Source organism: Polaromonas sp. (assembly GCF_039930745.1).
Lineage (GTDB): Bacteria > Pseudomonadota > Gammaproteobacteria > Burkholderiales > Burkholderiaceae_C > Polaromonas.
On record NZ_JBDTTH010000020.1, the window covers coordinates 43109 to 57647 of the forward strand.

Consider the following 14539-nt stretch of genomic DNA (forward strand, 5'->3'; position numbering starts at 1 on the left):
AGCGTGGGGGCCATACCTATACCTTTTTCCGTAATTTCTCGCCGAACAGGCCGTTGGGCTTGACCATCAACATGATCAGCACCACCACGTAGGCCGCTATGTCCTTGATGCCGTCTGGGGCGTAGAAGCCTGCCAGCGATTCCACGATGCCGATGATCAAGCCGCCCACAATGGCGCCAGGCAGGCTGCCGAAGCCGCCGACCACCGCCGCCGGAAAAGCCTTCAGCCCGATGAAACCCATGTTGGCATGGACAAAGGTGATCGGCGCCAGCAGCAGGCCCGCCACGGCGGCCACCGCGGCAGCCAGTCCCCAGACCAGGCCGTTAAGCCGCTTGACCGGAATGCCCATGTAGTAAGCAGCGAGCTGGTTCTGCGACGAGGCCTGCATGGCAATGCCCAGCTTGCTGTACTTGAACAGTGCAAATAGAATCAGGCACATCAACGCCGTGCTGGCAATCACCACCATCTGCTCGACATTGAGGATCAACGCGCCTTGCGCATTGGCATCGCCGCCGATTTGCCAGATCATGTCCTTGTAGGGCACGGGCAGGATGTGGGTTTCGGTGCCTATGCCGGGGATCATGGTGATCAGCCCGCGTGCCACGTAGCCGACGCCAATGGTCAGCATCACGATGGAAAAAGCCGGCTGGCCCAGGATGGGGCGTATCACCAGCCGCTCGAGCAACACACCGAACAGGGCCATGCCGGCGATGGCGCTCAGGATGGAAAGCCAGAACGGAAAACCCAGCATGGTCATGCAGGCCAGGCCGCCGAAGGCGCCCAGCATCATGAGCTCGCCCTGGGCGAAGCTGACCGTCTCGGTGGCCTTGTAGATGAGGACGAAGCCAAGGGCGATGAGCCCGTAAATGCAGCCTTGCGCGATGCCGCTGATGATCAATTGCAATAACTGCACTTTTACTCCACAATTATTTTTTACAAAGCAGGCGCTTGGTAAAAATAAACCAATAGCCGGAAGGCGGGACACGCCGCTTTTCTTCCTGACTCGAATCTGACGGGACTGATCATGAGCTGCATTCAATGAAAAAATCAATCCGGATTGGTGCCGGGTTGGGTTTCTACGGAGACGCATGGGAGCCGGTGCTTGCAAGCATCGAGCGCGGTGGTGTCCAGTACATCGCCAGCGACCACCTCGCAGAGCTCACACTGGCCATCCTGCAGAAGGACCTGCAGCGCGATGTTTCCCTCGGCTACGCCAGGGACGTGGTGCCCATGCTCATGCGTTTGTGGCCGGCGATGGCGCAGCGAAAGGTACGCTTCATCTGCAATGCCGGCGGGCTCAATCCGGCCGGTGCTGCGGCCGCCGTTCGTGATGCTTTTTCTGCAAAAGGATGGACCGCGCGCGTCGCCGTTGTGACAGGCGACGAAGTCATGGCGCAGCTTCCCGGGCTCGCACCGGCACACATGTTCAACGGCGCGCCTTTCGATTCCGTGCGTGAGCGCATGGTGTTTGCCAATGCCTATCTCGGCGCGCGTCCGATTGTTTCTGCACTGCAGCAGGGTGCCGACATCGTGATCACCGGACGTGTGGCCGACGCCGCCCTTTTTCTCGCGCCGCTGGTGCATGAGTTCGACTGGAACCTTGGCGACGGCCCGGCCCCGACGACGCCTGCCGATCTGAATCGCCTGGCGCAGGGCCTGGCGGTCGGGCACCTGCTGGAGTGTTCGGGACAGGGGAGTGGTGGCAACTTCGGCAGCCTGCAGGCCTGGAAGGGCATTCCCGATCTGGCACACATCGGTTATCCGATCGCCGAGGTCAGCGAGGATGGCGAAGCGGTGATCATGAAGGCGCCGGGCACTGGCGGACGCATCAACTTTGACACCGTGCGACAGCAGCTGCTGTATGAAGTGCACAACCCGAACCGCTATGTGTCGCCCGACGTGGTGCTGGACCTGTCCACGGTTCATCTGGAAGACCTGGGCCAGGACCGGGTGCGCATGACGGGCGCCACCGGCCATCCACGTACCGGCCAGCTCAAGGTGGTCGGTGGCTACCGCGATGGGTTCAAGGCTGAGGTGACTTGGGGCTTCAGCTGGCCCGATGCCTATGACAAGGCGCTGGCGGCGGTGGAGATGGTCAAGAGCCAGCTGGCCGACAAGGCGGTGCCGCATGAAGCCCTGTTTGTCGAGTTTCCAGGACTCAATTCAGCCCATGGTGCGCTGGCGCCCATGCCCGATGCCGCGGCGCTGGCTGACCTCAACGAAGTCTGGGTGCGCATGGTGCTGCGCACGCGCGACAAAAAAACCGCGGACGGTTTTGGCCGCCTGTTCCCGTGGATGGGGCTGAGCGGCCCGGCTTACACCTGCGGTTTCCACGGCCTGCACAACACCAGCGAGCTGCTGGGCATCTGGCCGGCACTGATAGACCGCAGCCTCGTTGAGCCGAAGACATGTGTGGAGATGCAGCAGACATGAACACACCTGCCCAAAAAATACAGCTGGCCCGGCTGGCCCATGCGCGCAGTGGCGACAAGGCCGACTGGGTGGACTTCGGCCTGTTTGCCTGGAATGCGGCAGGTTACGCCGTGCTGGCGCGCGAGGTGACGGCGCAGCGCGTACAGACCCACTTTGCACCCTGGCTGCCGGGTGAAGTCGAGTGCTGGTACCTGCCGAACATCCTGGCGATCAAGCTGGTACTGCACGACGCCTTGCAGGGCGGCGGCGCGCGCAACCTGCGCCTGGACAACCTGGGCAAGTCCATGGCGGCAGCCTTGCTGCGCATGGAAATCAATGTCAATGCCGACGAGCTGGCCGCTTGCCTTGCCGCACCGCGTGTCGGCTGGTGGGGAGACAAGGCGTGAGCGCACATACAGAGAAGCAAGGCGAGGTGACCATCATCACGCTGGACCGGCCCGACGTGCGCAACGCGGTGGATAGCGAACATGCCCACGCCTTGCATGAAGCTTTCCTGGCGTTCGATGCAGACATCAGCGCGAAAGTCGCGGTGTTCCACGGTGCCCACGGCCATTTTTGCGCCGGCTGGGACTTGCAGTCTGGCGCGAAGATGCTGCGCGAATCACAGGGTGGTGAATCAGATGTGTTTGCCGGGCTGGACTTTGAGGCTGACGACCACCAGCCGCTCGGCCCGATGGGACCGTCCCGTCTGCTGCTGTCCAAACCCGTGATTGCCGCGGTCAGCGGCGCGGCTGTGGCCGGCGGCATGGAGCTGGCATTGTGGTGCGACATGCGCGTGATGGACGAAGACGCCTATTTCGGCGTTTATTGCCGCCGTTTTGGCGTGCCGCTGATTGACGGCGGCACCGTGCGCCTGCCGCGCCTGATCGGCATGGGCCGTGCCATGGACCTGATCCTGACCGGCCGCAAGGTCGAGGCAGCAGAAGCCCTGCAGATGGGGCTATGCAACCGGGTGGTGCCCACGGGCACGGCGCGTGAAGCGGCGCTGGTGCTCGCGCACCAGCTCGCGAAGTTTCCCCAGAAGACCATGCTGGCCGACCGCCAGAGTGCCTACGCGCAGTGGAACCTGCCCTTGCCACAGGCACTCAAGCAGGAGTGGGACCGGGGCAGCGGCTGCATAGGCGAAGGCCTGCAGGACGCCGCCCGTTTCGCCGGCGGCCAGGGGCGGCACGGCAGGTTTTAGTGATGAAATTGGCCTCCAGCCCTTGCTGCATGGACGCTGTCAGCTATAAAAACTATAGCGGACGCGGCAGAGAAGAGGGCGGCACCGGCCGCGGCTGGCCGTTGTCGTCGATGGCCACATAGGTCACGCTGGCCTCGGTGACCTTGATATAGCGCCCCTGCGAACGGAAGCGCTCGGCATACACCTCGACCTTGACCGTCATGGACGTGCGGCCCACCCGGGTGAGTTCTGAATAGAAAGACAGGATGTCACCGACCCGCACCGGCTGCTTGAAGATGAACTCATTGACCGCAACCGTGGCCATGCGGCCCTCGGCATAACGCGCCGGAATCACCGAGCCGGCCAGGTCGACCTGGGCCATGACCCAGCCGCCGAAGATGTCACCGTTGGCGTTGCAGTCCGCCGGCATGGGAATCACCTTGAGCACCAGCTCCTTGTCCAGGGGCAGCTTGACACTCAGCGGGTCAGGGGGAAGGCTGGATTCATCAGACATAGGCACAATCAGTATTGGAAAATTAAAACAACAGGACAATTGTCTCCGATGCGCTCCTATGCCCCCGCCACCGAACCGACGCCCGTTCCCGGCTCGCCCCCTAAACCTGAAATAAACCGCTCTGACTGGGCCACGCTGCAACGCCTGTTTCCCTATCTTTGGGATTACAAATGGCGGGTGCTGGCCGCCCTGGCCTTCATGGTGGGCGCCAAAGTGGCCAACGTTGGCGTGCCGCTGCTGCTGAAAAACCTGGTGGATGCGATGAGCTTCAAACCGGGCGACGTGCAGGCCGTGCTGGTGGTGCCGGCCGCGCTGCTGGTGGGTTACGGCCTGCTGCGGCTGTCCACCTCGCTCTTCACCGAGCTGCGCGAACTGGTGTTCGCCAAAGCCACCGAAGGCGCAGCGCGCCGCATTTCGCTGGAGGTGTTTCGTCACCTGCACGCGCTGAGCCTGCGCTTTCACCTGGAACGCCAGACCGGCGGCATGACACGCGATATCGAACGCGGCACGCGCGGTGTGCATTCGCTGATTTCCTATTCTCTCTACAGCATCATCCCGACGCTGATAGAAGTGACGCTGGTGCTGACCCTGCTGGCGGTCAAGTTCGATGTCTGGTTTGCCGGCATCACCATCATCGCGCTGGTGTTCTACATCACCTTTACCGTCACGGTGACGGAATGGCGCACCAAGTTCCGCAAGGAAATGAACGAACTCGACTCCTCGGCGCACAGCCGCGCCATCGACTCGCTGCTCAACTACGAAACCGTCAAGTACTTCAACAACGAAGAGTTCGAGGCACACCGTTACGACGAAAACCTCAAGCGTTACCGTGCCGCCGCCGTCAAGAGCCAGACCACGCTGAGCCTGCTCAACACCGGTCAGCAATTGATCATTGCCGCCGGGCTGGTGGCCATGCTCTGGCGCGCCACTCAGGGCGTGGTGGATGGCCGCATGACATTGGGCGACCTGGTCATGGTCAATGCCTTCATGATCCAGCTCTACATTCCGCTGGGCTTCCTTGGCGTGCTCTACCGCGAGATCAAGCAGAGCCTGACCGATCTGTCGAAGATGTTCACCCTGATGGAGAAAGAACGCGAGATCGCCGACGAACCCGGCGCGCAGCCCTTGGTCTTCCACCTTCTCCCGCTGGTAGAGGGCCGGGGTGAGGGCTCCCCGCTGCTGGACTCTTCCGTACGCTTCGAAAATGTCAGTTTTGCCTACGAGGCGTCCCGGCCCATCCTGCACAACATCAGCTTTGAGATACCGCCGGGCAAAACAGTGGCTGTGGTGGGGTCTTCCGGCGCCGGCAAGTCCACGCTGGCGCGTCTGCTGTTCCGGTTTTATGACGTCCAGCAAGGCCGCATCACTGTGGCCGGCCAGGACATCAAGCAGGTGACGCAAGCCAGTATCCGCCAGGCCATCGGCATCGTGCCGCAGGACACCGTGCTCTTCAACGACACGGTCGAATACAACATCGCCTATGGCCAGCCCGGCGCCAGCCGCGCCCAGGTGGAAGAAGCCGCGCGCGCCGCCCGCATCCACGACTTCATTACTTCGACGCCGGCCGGCTACGCCACCATGGTCGGCGAGCGCGGCCTGAAACTCTCGGGCGGCGAAAAGCAGCGCGTGGCGATTGCCCGCACCCTGCTGAAAAACCCGCCCATCATGATTTTTGACGAAGCCACCTCGGCGCTGGATTCGGCCAACGAACGCGCCATCCAGGCCGAGCTGCGTAGCATTGCCGAAAACAAGACCACCCTGGTGGTGGCGCACCGGCTGTCCACGGTGGTTGATGCGCATGAAATTCTCGTGATGGAAGCCGGCCAGATCATCGAGCGCGGCACCCACGCCGCCCTGCTGGCCCTGCGCGGGCGGTATGCGGCCATGTGGGCGCTGCAGCAGAGTTCCGAATAGATTTTAAGTGTTTTAGGTCTCCAGCCCTTGATGGGCGGTGGCTGATAGCTATCTATTTAGTAGCAATCCTGGCTCGGTCTGGAGCTTCTTCCCGCCATGAGGGATTTCCGTAGACAAAAGCGTGAGCCGCGCTCGCATAATAAAAAGCATGGAAACCAAATGGCTGGAAGATTTCGTCAGTCTCGCTGAAACCCGCAGTTTCAGCCGCTCGGCCACGCTGCGGCATGTGACGCAACCGGCGTTCTCGCGCCGCATCCAGGCACTGGAGGCATGGGCCGGCACCGACCTGGTGGACCGGAGCTCCTACCCGACACGCCTGACACCGGCCGGAGAAACCTTATACAGCGAATCGCTGGAAATGCTGCAAAGCCTGCAGTCAACCCGCGCCATGCTGCGCGGCCACAATTCGGCCGGCCATGACGTCATCGAATTCGCCGTGCCGCACACCCTGGCCTTCACTTTCTTTCCGGCCTGGGTCAGCAGCCTGCGCGAGAAGTTTGGCCCCATGAAAAGCCGGCTGATTGCGCTTAATGTCCACGACGCCGTGCTGCGCCTGGTCGAAGGCAGCTGCGATCTGCTGATTGCCTATCACCACGATTCCCAGCCTTTCCAGCTGGATGCCGACCGTTACGAGATGGTCAGCCTGGGGCAGGAGGTGTTGGCGCCTTTCGTCAAGGCCGACGTCGATGGGTCACCGTTGTTCAGGCTGCCGGGCCGGGCCGGCCAGCCGCTGCCTTACCTGGGTTATGCCCCGGGCGCCTATCTGGGCCGGGTGGTGGACCTGATCCTCAAGCAGTCGAGCACCGCCATCCATCTGGACCGGGTGTACGAAACCGACATGGCCGAAGGCCTCAAGGCGATGGCGCTCGAAGGCCACGGCATTGCGTTTTTGCCCTTCAGCGCCGTCAAGAAAGAACTTCGGGCCAAGAAGCTGGTCAGTGCCGGCCCGGGACTGGAAATGACCATGGACGTGCGTGTGTACCGCGAGCGGCCGGTCGGCAAGGACGTGGCGAAAAGTCCGGCGCAGGCGCTGTGGCACTACCTGGAAAGCCAGGCCCAGCTCAAGGCACCCGGCAAACCGCGCCTTGGTAGCAACCCTTAGTGGTTATAAACAAAATGCATAATGCTGCACGCAAACAGCATTGGCTTTTCATGGTCCCTAAATCTACAGTCCGTCACGTTCTGCAAACGCGGGTGGCGTGCACCCCGGCGGGACCTGCGAAAGTTGGCGGCCGGTTGGCACAAAGGCTGCTTGGTATGACGCTGGTGTTCCATCTCAATAAACGCATGCACTGTCTTGGGGACTGTTTTTTGTTTGATCTGCTGCTGACTGCTTTCGACCGTCCAGGCCTCAACCCCGCGCTGCCGACTTCCTGTTCCTCCTCCCTCCGGAGGAGCCGTTCAGTTCACCCGATGCCGTTCCAGAAGCTGGGGTAAACCTTGGGGTTCGCCCCGATGCCCCTCCTTAGAATGGCGTTCATCAATCGTTTCACTTAACCCGAAGGAAAATCCATGAAACTCAAACTGGCCGCTTTATCCATTGCCTTGCTTGCCAGCAGCGGCGCTTTTGCCCAGGCCACCGACACGCTCGCCAAAGTCAAGGCTTCCGGCAAGATCGTGATGGGCGTTCGCGAGTCCTCGGCTCCGCTGTCCTACACTCTGGGTGACGGCAAGTACGCCGGTTACCACGTCGAACTGTGCGAGCACATCATCAAGGCACTGGCCCCGGCCGCCAAGATCGAGTACACGCCCGTGACCTCGGCCAACCGCATTCCACTGGTGCAAAACGGCACCGTGGACATCGAGTGCGGCTCCACCACCAACAATGCCACGCGCCAGAAGGACGTGAGCTTCGCCTACACGACCTTCGTGACCGAAGTGCGCACGGCCGTCAAAGTGGCATCGGGCATCAAGTCCATTTCGCAACTCAATGGCAAGAGCCTGGCCACCACCACGGGCACCACGTCGGTGGCGCTGTTGCGCAAGCACGAGCGTGCCAATGATGTCAACTTCAAGGAAGTCTATGGCAAGGATCATGCCGACAGCTTCCTGCTGCTGGAGTCGGGCCGCGCTGACGCCTTCGTGATGGACGACAACATCCTGGCCGGCCTGATTGCCTCGTCCAAGTCGCCCAAGGACTACGCCATCGTTGGCGAAACCCTGAACGTCGAACCCATCGCCATCATGGTCCGCAAGGACGACCCTGCTTTCCTGAAGGCGGTGGACGCCCAGATTCAGGGCATGATGAAGAACGGCGAAATCAACAAGCTCTACGACAAGTGGTTCATGAACCCGATCCCGCCCAAGAACACCAGCGTGAACCTGGCCATGGGCAACGTGCTCAAGGAACTGATCAAGTCGCCCAACGACAAGCCTGCTGAAGACTTCAACGCCAAGAAGTAAGTCAAGCGGAAAGTCCAGCCCCGCAATCCGTACCCGGATTGCGGGGCTGTTGTCCATAACAACAAGGAGAAGTCATGAGTCTGGAGTGGCAGATTTTTTGCCTGGACACGATTGACCGGGAGAAGGTGGCTGGGTGCTTCGGCTCGGGCCGGACACAGACCTATCTCGACTGGCTGCTGTCCGCCTGGGTGCAGACTATCGAGGTGTCGCTTTTTTCGCTGGCAATCGCGCTGATCGTCGGCTCGCTCATTGGCACCATACGCACTCTGCCGGATAGCCCCTGGCTGATGCGTATCGGCAATTTCTGGGTGGAGTTGTTCCGCAACATCCCCCTGCTGGTCCAGATCTTTCTCTGGTACCACGTCATCCCTGTTCTTTTTCCGGCGTTTGCCCAGACGCCCAAACTGGCGCTGGTGGTCTTTGGTCTCGGCTTCTTCACCTCGGCGCGTATCGCGGAACAGGTGCGCGCCGGCATTCAGGCCCTGCCCAAGGGGCAGCGCTATGCCGGCATGGCCATGGGTTTCACCACCTTCCAGTACTACCGCTATGTGCTCCTGCCCATGGCGTTTCGCATCATCATTCCTCCGCTGACCAGCGAGAGCATGAATATCTTCAAGAACTCGTCGGTGGCGTACGCGGTGTCCATCACCGAACTGACCTTCTTTGCGCAGCAGGCTGGGGAAGAAACCTCGCGCGGCGTCGAGATCTACCTGGGGGTGACCATCCTCTACGTGATCTCGGCCTTCACCATCAACCGGATCATGACCTACGTTGAAAAGCGCGTGCGGGTTCCGGGCTTTGTGGCCTCCACCGGCAACGGGGGACACTGATATGGCCGAACTCGACTTTTCCTTCTTCACGCTTGAAGTGTTCCGCAGCTATGTGCTCAAGGGGCTCTATTTCAGTGTGACACTGACGGCTGTGGCCACCGTGGGCGGCATTGTTTTCGGCACGCTGCTGGCGCTGATGCGCCTGTCTGGCATCAAGGCGCTGGAATTGCCTGCCGTCATCTACGTCAACGGCATGCGTTCCGTCCCGCTGCTGATGGTGCTGCTGTGGTTCTTCCTGCTGGTGCCGATGCTGATCGGGCGGTCGATCGGGGCCGAATGGTCCGCGATCATCACCTTCATCGCCTTCGAGGCGGCGTACTTCAGCGAGATCATGCGTGCCGGCATCCAGTCCATTCCGCGCGGCCAGGTGTTCGCCGGCCAGGCAATGGGCATGAGCTATGGCCAGAACATGAAACTGGTGATCCTGCCGCAGGCCTTCCGTAACATGCTGCCCATCCTGCTGACGCAGACCATCATCCTGTTCCAGGACACCTCCCTGGTCTACATCATCACGGCGCATGACATGCTGCACGGCTTCTCGATCGCCGGCGCCAACCTGAGCCACACGCGCGAGGCCTACATCCTGGCCGCCGTCGCCTATTTCGTGATTTGCTATTCGCTGTCGTATCTGGTGAAGATGCTGCAGAAAAAAATCGCCATCATTCGATGAACAACGCCCCCACGCTTGCCACTTCGTGTGCTGCGCTGCCCCCGAGAGGGCTGCAGTTGCCTTGGGGCGGCCCTGCGTCAACTGATTCCTGGAGAACATCAACATGATTGAAATCAAGAACGTATCCAAATGGTATGGCCCGGTGCAGGTCCTCAATGACTGCAACGTCAAGATCAACAAGGGCGACGTGGTGGTAGTGTGCGGGCCGTCGGGCTCGGGCAAGTCCACACTGATCAAGACCGTGAACGGCCTGGAGCCGATCCAGAAGGGCGAGATCTTCGTCGACGGCGTGGGCCTGCACGATCCCAAAACCAACCTGCCCAAGCTGCGCAGCCGCGTCGGCATGGTGTTCCAGCACTTCGAGCTGTTCCCGCACCTGAGCGTGACCGAAAACCTGACCATCGCGCAGATCAAGGTTCTGGGCCGCAGCGCCGACGAAGCCAAGACCCGCGGCCTCAAGATGCTGGACCGCGTGGGCCTGATGGCGCACAAGGACAAATACCCCGGCCAGCTTTCGGGCGGCCAGCAGCAGCGCGTGGCGATCGCCCGCGCGCTGAGCATGGACCCGATCGTGATGCTGTTTGACGAGCCCACCTCCGCGCTCGACCCTGAGATGGTTGGTGAGGTGCTCGACGTGATGGTCAAGCTGGCCAAAGAAGGCATGACCATGATGGTGGTCACGCACGAGATGGGTTTTGCCCGCAAGGTGGCCAGCCGCGTGATCTTCATTGATGTGGGCGGCCGCATCCTTGAGGACTGCTCCACCGACGAGTTCTTTGGCCACCCCGAGAACCGCCAGCCGCGCACCAAGGACTTCCTGGACAAGATCCTGGCGCATTGAGCACGCCCCCGAGGCGGCTCTTTGGGCCGCCGGGGGGGCGCCACCTACGGTCGGCGACGCCGGTTCCGTGGTGGTCGCTGGCACTGACCTTCGAGGCGCCGGTCTGGGACAATGGCGACATGACTCAATTCACCATCACTCGCCCCGACGATTGGCACCTGCATGTGCGCGATGGCGATTCTCTGAACACCGTCGTCCCGCACACCGCGGCGCAGTTTGGCCGCGCCATCATCATGCCTAACCTGCGCCCGCCGGTGACCACGGCCGCGCAGGCTGTCGCTTACCGCGAGCGCATCCAGGCCGCCGTGCCGGCCGGTGCGGCTTTCGAGCCGCTGATGACCCTGTACCTGACCGACAACCTGCCCCCCGACGAGATCAAGCGGGCGAAAGATGCCGGTGTGGTGGCCGCCAAGCTTTACCCGGCCGGGGCCACCACCAACAGCGATGCCGGCGTGACCGACCTGCGCAAGACCTACAAGACCCTGGAAGCCATGCAGCGCGAGGGCCTGCTGCTGCTGGTGCACGGTGAAGTGACCAGCCCGGAGATTGACCTGTTCGACCGCGAGGCGGTGTTCATTGACACCCAGCTGATTCCGCTGCGCCGCGATTTTCCCGAACTCAAGATCGTGTTAGAGCACATCACCACCAAAGAGGCCGCGCAGTATGTGCACGAGGCGAACCGCTTTACGGGCGCCACCCTCACGGCACACCATCTGCTCTACAACCGCAACGCCATTTTTACCGGAGGCATTCGCCCCCACTACTACTGCCTGCCGGTGCTCAAACGCGAAACCCACCGCGTCGCCCTCGTGGAAGCGGCCACCGGTGGCAATCCGCGGTTTTTCCTGGGCACCGACAGCGCGCCGCATCCGGCCCACCTGAAGGAACACGCCACCGGTTGCGCTGGTTGCTACACCGCCCATGCGGCCATGGAGCTGTATGCCGAGGCCTTTGACGCCGTGGGCGCCATGGACAGGCTGGAGGCTTTCGCCAGCTTCAATGGCGCCGACTTCTATGGCCTGCCGCGCAACACCGGCACCATCACGTTGAAAAAAGAGAGCTGGACGCCGCCGGAGAGTTTTGCCTTTGGCGAGGCCGAACTCAAACCCCTGCGCTCGGGTGAAGCGCTGGCATGGAAGCTCACTAGCAACGGGAGGTCCTGATGGAACGCAAACCGCGCGTCGCACTGCTGATCGACGCCGACAACTCGCCGGCCTCCAAAATCGACCTGATCCTTAACGAACTCTCCACCTTCGGCGAAACGAACATTCGCCGTGCCTACGGCAACTGGAAGAAAAACGAGCTCAAGGGGTGGGAAGAAGCGCTGCACGAACACGCGATCCGGCCCATGCAGCAGTTCGACTACAGCAAAGGCAAAAACGCCAGCGACATGGCCATGGTGATCGACGCGCTGGAGCTGCTTTACACCGACAGGCCTGATGCCTTCGGCATTGTCTCGTCCGACGCGGATTTCACACCACTGGTCATGCACCTGCGCGCCAAGGGCGCCGCGGTCTATGGCTTTGGTGCGCAAAAAACACCCGAACCCTTTGTGAATGCCTGTTCGCGCTTTCTGTACCTCGACAAGCTCCGCCCCATGGTCGCAGTGGACACGCCGGCAGGCGGCAAGGAAGAAGCCGACGCTGTGGCCGCTGCGCCCCTGCGTGCCACGCCGGCGCAGCTCAAGCAGGACGCCAAGCTGGTCATGCTGCTGCGCAATGCCGTACAGGCCGCGGCCGACGACGAGGGCTGGGCGCGCGTTGGGGCAGTCGGGACCCAGATCGCCAACCAGGCCTCGTTTGACCATCGCAATTACGGCTACGCCACGCTGACCAAGCTGCTGGTGGCGACCCAGCTTTTCGAAATTGCTGACGAAGGCAAGTCCACCGTGATGGTGCGCGACAAGAGGCAGTCCCGGCCGGCTGCAGCCAGGAACGGATGAGCGCTGGCGCGCCGGGTTCTGCTTTGCCTGTCGATTGGGATCGGCCCTGGCTGGAGCCCTGGCGTGAACCCGGCCAACGCGTTGCGCAAGCCGTTTTGGGCGGTGCGCCATGCCACGAGGCCTTGAACCGGGAAGCGGCCGCGCCGCTGCGTTTTGTGCCGCAAGACCGGTTACCACCGGGCGAAGCCTACGAGCAGTTTATTTTTGAATCAGGCACCGTCCCGACGCGCGACAACCTGCACGACTTTTTCAATGGTCTGTGCTGGTTGCGTTTCCCGCTCACCAAGCAAAAGCTCAACCGCTTGCAGGCAGCGCAAATCGCCGCCGTAGGCGTTGCCCCTTTGCGCGGGCCGGTCCGCGATGCGCTGACGGTGTTCGACGAAAACGCAGCCTTCCTGTCGGCGCCGCAACCCTTGTGGGATGCGTTGCTGGCCAAGGACTGGCACATGTTGTTTATCGATTTGCGCCCGCTGTGGCAAGAGGCGCAGCTGGTGCTGTTCGGCCATGCCTTGCTGGAAAAGCTGGTTTGCCCACGAAAACCCGTCACAGCCCATATCTACCGGGAGCAACCAGCTATGAATTCAATAGCGGAGCTGGATGCCTGGGTAGCCGCCGACCTGAGCGCGGACAAGCTCGCCGCCAAGCCTTTCACGCCGCTGCCGGTGCTGGGCGTGCCCGGCTGGTGGCCGGAAAACGAGAACTTTTCCTTTTATGATGACTCTTTCGTATTCCGGCCGCCCAGGTAAAAAACACCAAGTAAAAAATCCTGTGCCGCAGTCAGACCTAGTGCAGTGTTGCGTGCTTGATGGAATAAATAAATGCGATGGATTTTGGGTCAGGGCAAGGCGCAAACCACAGCGATACCCCGGGTATCGCGCGGATTTGCAACGCGGCCATGGCGCAAAAGATGCGCTTTTATGTTCCAGATAGCGTGCAACACTGCACTTGTGGCTTGATTTGGGCCGGAACTTCCCCATTTTCCGCAGGAGTGCCTCCATACGGCGGCACTTTGTTAATTACTGACCTCCACGGAGCATCCATGAAGCGTATTGTTTTGTTTGTCATGACCAACCTCGCCGTTGTGGTGGTGTTGGGCATTGTCGCCAGCCTGCTGGGTGTGAACCGCTACCTCACGCCGCAGGGGCTGAACCTGGGCATGCTGCTCGGGTTTGCCACGGTCATCGGTTTCGGCGGCGCCATCATCTCGCTGCTGATCAGCAAGCCTGTCGCCAAGTGGAGCTCGGGCGTGCGCGTGATCAACGAGCCGCAAAACGCTGACGAAACCTGGATTGTCGAGACTGTGCGCAAGCTGGCGACCACCGCCGGCATTGGCATGCCCGAAGTCGGCATTTTCGAGGGCGCACCGAATGCCTTTGCCACCGGCGCCTTCAAGAACTCCTCGCTGGTTGCCGTCTCCACCGGCCTGCTGCAGGGCATGACGCGTGAAGAGATCGAGGCCGTGCTCGGCCATGAGATTGCCCACGTCGCCAACGGCGACATGGTGACGATGACACTGATCCAGGGCGTGATGAACACCTTTGTGGTGTTCCTGAGCCGCGTGATTGGTTATGCGGTGGACAGCTTCCTGCGCCGTGGCAGCAGCAGCAATTCCGGCCCCGGCATCGGTTACTACGTGAGTACCATCGTGCTCGATATCGTGCTCGGTTTTGCCGCCGCCATCGTGGTCGCCTGGTTCTCACGCCACCGCGAGTTCCGCGCCGATGCCGGCGCCGCGCAGCTGATGGGCAAGAAGCAACCCATGATCAACGCGCTGGCCCGTCTGGGCGGCATGGTGCCCGGCCAGTTGCCCAAGGCGGTGGAAGCCATGGG

Annotated in this window: 15 protein-coding genes; 13 read left to right on the forward strand and 2 right to left on the reverse strand. The window is 61.6% G+C overall.

Annotation, left to right across the window (positions count from 1 at the left end; genetic code table 11):
- Positions 1-16: 16 nt before the first annotated feature.
- Positions 17-913 (reverse strand): branched-chain amino acid ABC transporter permease, encoded by an 897-nt coding sequence (locus ABI660_RS09130; protein WP_348067109.1) that lies wholly within the window; start codon positions 911-913, stop codon positions 17-19.
- A gap of 125 nt (positions 914-1038) precedes the next feature.
- On the opposite strand from ABI660_RS09130, the gene ABI660_RS09135 reads away from it, so the two are divergent.
- The 3 genes from ABI660_RS09135 to ABI660_RS09145 are packed head-to-tail and all read left to right on the forward strand — an operon-like array spanning position 1039 to position 3616.
- Complete coding sequence (locus ABI660_RS09135; protein WP_348067111.1) at positions 1039-2433, forward strand: acyclic terpene utilization AtuA family protein; 1395 nt, start codon at positions 1039-1041, stop codon at positions 2431-2433.
- Positions 2430-2819 carry a hypothetical protein gene (locus ABI660_RS09140; protein WP_348067112.1) on the forward strand — a complete coding sequence of 130 codons (390 nt, stop codon included), beginning with the start codon at positions 2430-2432 and terminating at the stop codon, positions 2817-2819. The genes ABI660_RS09135 and ABI660_RS09140 overlap by 4 nt, the downstream gene beginning before the upstream one ends.
- A complete protein-coding gene (locus tag ABI660_RS09145) occupies positions 2816-3616 on the forward strand; it encodes a crotonase/enoyl-CoA hydratase family protein (RefSeq protein ID WP_348067114.1) in 801 nt (266 codons plus the stop codon). Before ABI660_RS09140 ends, ABI660_RS09145 begins: the two co-directional genes overlap by 4 nt.
- Positions 3617-3668: 52 nt before the next feature.
- Here the strand turns inward: ABI660_RS09145 and ABI660_RS09150 are convergent, their stop codons facing one another.
- Positions 3669-4109 carry an acyl-CoA thioesterase gene (locus ABI660_RS09150; RefSeq protein ID WP_348067116.1) on the reverse strand — a complete coding sequence of 147 codons (441 nt, stop codon included), beginning with the start codon at positions 4107-4109 and terminating at the stop codon, positions 3669-3671.
- Between the two features lie 48 nt (positions 4110-4157).
- On the opposite strand from ABI660_RS09150, the gene ABI660_RS09155 reads away from it, so the two are divergent.
- The 10 genes from ABI660_RS09155 to htpX form a co-directional block, all read left to right on the forward strand.
- Positions 4158-6023 (forward strand): ABC transporter ATP-binding protein/permease, encoded by a 1866-nt coding sequence (locus ABI660_RS09155; protein WP_348067118.1) that lies wholly within the window; start codon positions 4158-4160, stop codon positions 6021-6023.
- A 148-nt stretch (positions 6024-6171) separates the two neighbouring features.
- Positions 6172-7125 (forward strand): LysR family transcriptional regulator, encoded by a 954-nt coding sequence (locus ABI660_RS09160; protein ID WP_348067120.1) that lies wholly within the window; start codon positions 6172-6174, stop codon positions 7123-7125.
- A gap of 410 nt (positions 7126-7535) precedes the next feature.
- The gene (locus ABI660_RS09165; RefSeq protein WP_348067122.1) at positions 7536-8426 is read left to right on the forward strand and encodes an amino acid ABC transporter substrate-binding protein; all 891 of its coding nucleotides are present in this window, start codon (positions 7536-7538) and stop codon (positions 8424-8426) included.
- A 74-nt stretch (positions 8427-8500) separates the two neighbouring features.
- On the forward strand, positions 8501-9256 hold the full coding sequence (locus tag ABI660_RS09170; protein ID WP_348067124.1) for an amino acid ABC transporter permease: 756 nt from the start codon (positions 8501-8503) through the stop codon (positions 9254-9256).
- Position 9257: 1 nt separating this feature from the next.
- Positions 9258-9926 (forward strand): amino acid ABC transporter permease, encoded by a 669-nt coding sequence (locus ABI660_RS09175; RefSeq protein WP_348067126.1) that lies wholly within the window; start codon positions 9258-9260, stop codon positions 9924-9926.
- A gap of 103 nt (positions 9927-10029) precedes the next feature.
- A complete protein-coding gene (locus tag ABI660_RS09180) occupies positions 10030-10767 on the forward strand; it encodes an amino acid ABC transporter ATP-binding protein (protein ID WP_348067128.1) in 738 nt (245 codons plus the stop codon).
- Positions 10768-10886: 119 nt separating this feature from the next.
- Positions 10887-11930, forward strand: a complete 1044-nt coding sequence (gene pyrC, locus ABI660_RS09185) for a dihydroorotase (protein ID WP_348067130.1) — start codon at positions 10887-10889, stop codon at positions 11928-11930.
- Positions 11930-12709, forward strand: coding sequence for an NYN domain-containing protein (locus ABI660_RS09190; protein ID WP_348067132.1), 780 nt, complete (start codon positions 11930-11932; stop codon positions 12707-12709). The genes pyrC and ABI660_RS09190 overlap by 1 nt, the downstream gene beginning before the upstream one ends.
- Entirely contained in the window at positions 12706-13455 is a 750-nt protein-coding gene (locus ABI660_RS09195; protein ID WP_348067134.1) for a DUF3025 domain-containing protein, read from the forward strand. Before ABI660_RS09190 ends, ABI660_RS09195 begins: the two co-directional genes overlap by 4 nt.
- A 293-nt stretch (positions 13456-13748) precedes the next feature.
- Positions 13749-14539, forward strand: a 791-nt coding sequence (gene htpX / locus ABI660_RS09200; RefSeq protein WP_348067136.1) for a protease HtpX, incomplete at its 3' end; no start/stop codon positions are given.